The organism is Staphylococcus pasteuri (assembly GCF_030547725.1).
GTDB lineage: Bacteria > Bacillota > Bacilli > Staphylococcales > Staphylococcaceae > Staphylococcus > Staphylococcus pasteuri.
In genome coordinates this window covers 1-239 of record NZ_JAUOQO010000892.1, presented here as the reverse complement: position 1 = coordinate 239, position 239 = coordinate 1, and the positions used below count along the sequence as shown (strand labels likewise).

1 protein-coding gene is annotated in these 239 nt (G+C 60.3%); it reads left to right on the top strand.

The window, feature by feature from the left end; translation table 11 throughout:
* Positions 1-184, top strand: a 184-nt coding sequence (locus Q4528_RS15825) for a dihydrodipicolinate synthase family protein (protein WP_303522693.1), incomplete at its 5' end; no start/stop codon positions are given.
* Between the last annotated feature and the right edge of the window lie 55 nt (positions 185-239).

The following is a 239-nucleotide window of genomic DNA, read 5'->3' as shown; positions in this document are numbered from 1 at the left end:
CATCATGGTCAAACTCTACCGCGCGATGAACATCCTTGAAAGCGGCAAGTTCGCGCAGAAAATCAAATATGGCTGCGCGTTGCAGGGTCTGCCGGTGGGCGAATGTCGCGCACCGCTTGGCCCCCTGACCGAGACCGAAAAAGCCGAACTGAAAGACGCGCTGGCACCGATCCAGGCCATGTGATCCCTGTATTCGGGGTGCTCCCGGCCGCCCCGAACCCAACGACCAAGGTGCATGC